Source organism: Staphylococcus caprae, assembly GCF_002902725.1.
Taxonomy (GTDB): Bacteria; Bacillota; Bacilli; order Staphylococcales; family Staphylococcaceae; genus Staphylococcus; species Staphylococcus caprae.
In genome coordinates this window covers 1-2,473 of sequence record NZ_PPRT01000050.1, presented here as the reverse complement: position 1 = coordinate 2,473, position 2,473 = coordinate 1, and the positions used below count along the sequence as shown (strand labels likewise).

4 protein-coding genes are annotated in these 2,473 nt (G+C 30.1%); 2 read left to right on the top strand and 2 right to left on the bottom strand.

Features of this window, described 5'->3' with window-relative positions:
* Positions 1–273 precede the first annotated feature (273 nt).
* Positions 274–429: an excalibur calcium-binding domain-containing protein gene (locus CD155_RS12830; protein ID WP_141756874.1), complete on the bottom strand. Its 156-nt coding sequence runs from the start codon at positions 427–429 to the stop codon at positions 274–276.
* A 220-nt stretch (positions 430–649) separates the two neighbouring features.
* Here CD155_RS12830 and CD155_RS09970 point away from each other — a divergent pair, with 220 nt between their 5' ends.
* On the top strand, positions 650–850 hold the full coding sequence (locus CD155_RS09970) for a cold-shock protein (RefSeq protein WP_037541206.1): 201 nt from the start codon (positions 650–652) through the stop codon (positions 848–850).
* Between the two features lie 125 nt (positions 851–975).
* Positions 976–1,710, top strand: a complete 735-nt coding sequence (locus CD155_RS09965; protein WP_103213237.1) for an SGNH/GDSL hydrolase family protein — start codon at positions 976–978, stop codon at positions 1,708–1,710.
* A 205-nt stretch (positions 1,711–1,915) separates the two neighbouring features.
* Here the strand turns inward: CD155_RS09965 and CD155_RS09960 are convergent, their stop codons facing one another.
* Positions 1,916–2,242 carry a hypothetical protein gene (locus CD155_RS09960; protein WP_103213236.1) on the bottom strand — a complete coding sequence of 109 codons (327 nt, stop codon included), beginning with the start codon at positions 2,240–2,242 and terminating at the stop codon, positions 1,916–1,918.
* Positions 2,243–2,473 lie beyond the last annotated feature (231 nt).

The following is a 2,473-nucleotide window of genomic DNA, read 5'->3' as shown; positions in this document are numbered from 1 at the left end:
AGGGATTAATTTGTAAAAAATACCCTTCATTGAAGAAGGGTATTGCTACTACTCTAGAACAGTCTTATTTGAATACGTCTTTAAAGAATTCTATACCTTTTTTTAATAAATCAAAGATGAACATGTGAAACACCTCCAATTAATTGAGTATGTGTTTATCTTATAGTACGAATTGGAGGATTTGTCATTAAATGCGTTAATTACAATATATGATTCCTTTGTGTCAAAAAAATAAATATTTTAATAATTGTGAATTCCTAACTGTAGGTCTAATTATTTTTCTCCTGATATACCGTCTTTGTCACGGTCTTTTTTAGGATCATAGCCAGGAGAACCCGCTACATGTTCACCAGGTTTAGGTGTGTCACTACCATAATTAGGCAAGTGATTAGAATCGTTAGAATGATTTACATTTGGATTAACATTCATATACGTTTGATAATAAATTGTTATCTTTAGAAACTTCAAGAATATAAATAATTTGAAGAATTAACTAAAAAGGCTTTACTTTTCTCAAAATAAGCGTATAGTGGAGGTTAAGTAATAAAGCACGTGAAGTTGATTGTTGAAATATTTTTATAGAATATTCTCTTTTGATTAATGGATTTGTTACAAATATTTAGTGCAAAAGCACGCGGAGGTATTCTATATGAATAACGGTACAGTTAAATGGTTTAATGCAGAAAAAGGTTTTGGATTCATCGAAAGAGAAGATGGCGGAGACGTATTCGTACATTTCTCAGCAATCGTTGAAGACGGTTATAAATCATTAGAAGAAGGTCAAAGCGTTGAATTCGACATCGTTGAAGGCGAACGTGGCGAACAAGCTTCAAACGTTGTTAAAATGTAATAACAATTTTCAAAGTCCTCTTCGGAGGGCTTTTTTATTTGGAAAATGATAACCATGTTACAATAACATTCAAGAATATATACGATGCTTTAATTCTACATACATATAAATATAAGGAGACAAGCATGAAAAAAGGGAAAATGATATTGAGTGAAATGACAACTTTGATGAAGTCTTTGAAGAACATTTTCAATATTATCAATGGTAATAAAGATTACTATAATCCTAAAATCGACTTGAAAAAGGATGACGATAATCTTAATAGTAAAAAGATTATTTTCTTAGGATCTTCAATTACATATGGTGCAGCTTCGAAGGGGATATCATTTGTCGAATATTTAACAACTGAATATGAAGTAAAGGGGATTAAGGAAGCTAAATCAGGGACTACGCTTGCAGGGGACAAGTCTGATAGTTACGTGAATAGACTGAAGAAATTAAACTTTGTGAATACAAAAATTGATGCAGTAGTTTGTCAGTTATCGACGAATGATGGGAGATTTGAGTATGAAATAGGTCAGATGAGTTCATCGTTTGAGCAAGAGGATTTCGATATTAACACGACGATTGGCGCGATAGAATATATAATTAAGTATGTTCAAATGAAATGGCGTTGCCCAATTATTTTTTATACTTGTATTAGAGAAAACGACGAAAACTATCGAGATTTAGTAAATCAGCTTCATCGTCTTAGAACAAAATGGGATATACATATTATAGATATATTTAATAATGAGGAAATTAATAAATTAGCTAAAAGTGATAAAGAAATGATGGCAGATGATGCTCACCCTACTAAAAAAGGGTACCGCTATTTATATACACCCATCATAGTAAGACAATTGGATGAGATATTATAAATTAAAGAGGATGTGCACGCGTTAAAGTTGGACTTTAAATCTAACTTTGGCAGCCGCACATCCTTTTTGTGATGATTGAAATATTGCTTCTCATAATAATGAATGACTTGTGAATATTGTTGTAACATTTCATATCGATAACTTTCGTTTGAATGATACTTTGAGTATCTAGAATATTTTGAGATTAGCTTGGAAGATTACTTAGTTATTTATTACCATTGTCAGATGGGTTGATATTATCTTTGTTTTTATTTACATCTTTACCATCTACACGTTCTGAATTTCTTTTAGCATCTTGTGATTTAGGATTATTCTTTTTGTTTGCACTTTGGCTTTCATTTTTAACTGTATCGTTGCTATTTTGTTTTTTTGTATCTGTCTTTGTTTTATCTGATTTTTTAGTATTATGACTTTTTTCTTTTTTAGGTGTTGATTCAGATTTTTTGTCGTCCTTAGTTGAAGAAGTGTCTTTATTACCGCATGCTGTTAATATTAAAAAACTACTCAATAATAAAATTACAACTTTTTTCATAAAATCCTCCTCATATATTCTTATTTCACCTATATTTTATACTAATAAGCATCATAAGTCTTTTAAAAACAAAAAATCGCCTATGCAGATACTTTAATAATGACGAAAATTAAAGTCTGCAAGGCGACAACAAGAAGTAATGTTAAACACTCACAGAGTGTAACATTTACAGATTACCATAAAACTATATTTGTGGCTATTTAATTTGGTTAAAATTAATATAATTAATGT

Bases quoted from the DNA above. Each gene is read 5' to 3' on its own strand.
- CD155_RS09965 (WP_103213237.1), top strand. From the start codon at position 976: ATGAAAAAAGGGAAAATGATATTGAGTGAAATGACAACTTTGATGAAG.
- CD155_RS12830 (WP_141756874.1), bottom strand. From the start codon at position 429: ATGAATGTTAATCCAAATGTAAATCATTCTAACGATTCTAATCACTTG.
- CD155_RS09960 (WP_103213236.1), bottom strand. From the start codon at position 2,242: ATGAAAAAAGTTGTAATTTTATTATTGAGTAGTTTTTTAATATTAACA.
- CD155_RS09970 (WP_037541206.1), top strand. From the start codon at position 650: ATGAATAACGGTACAGTTAAATGGTTTAATGCAGAAAAAGGTTTTGGA.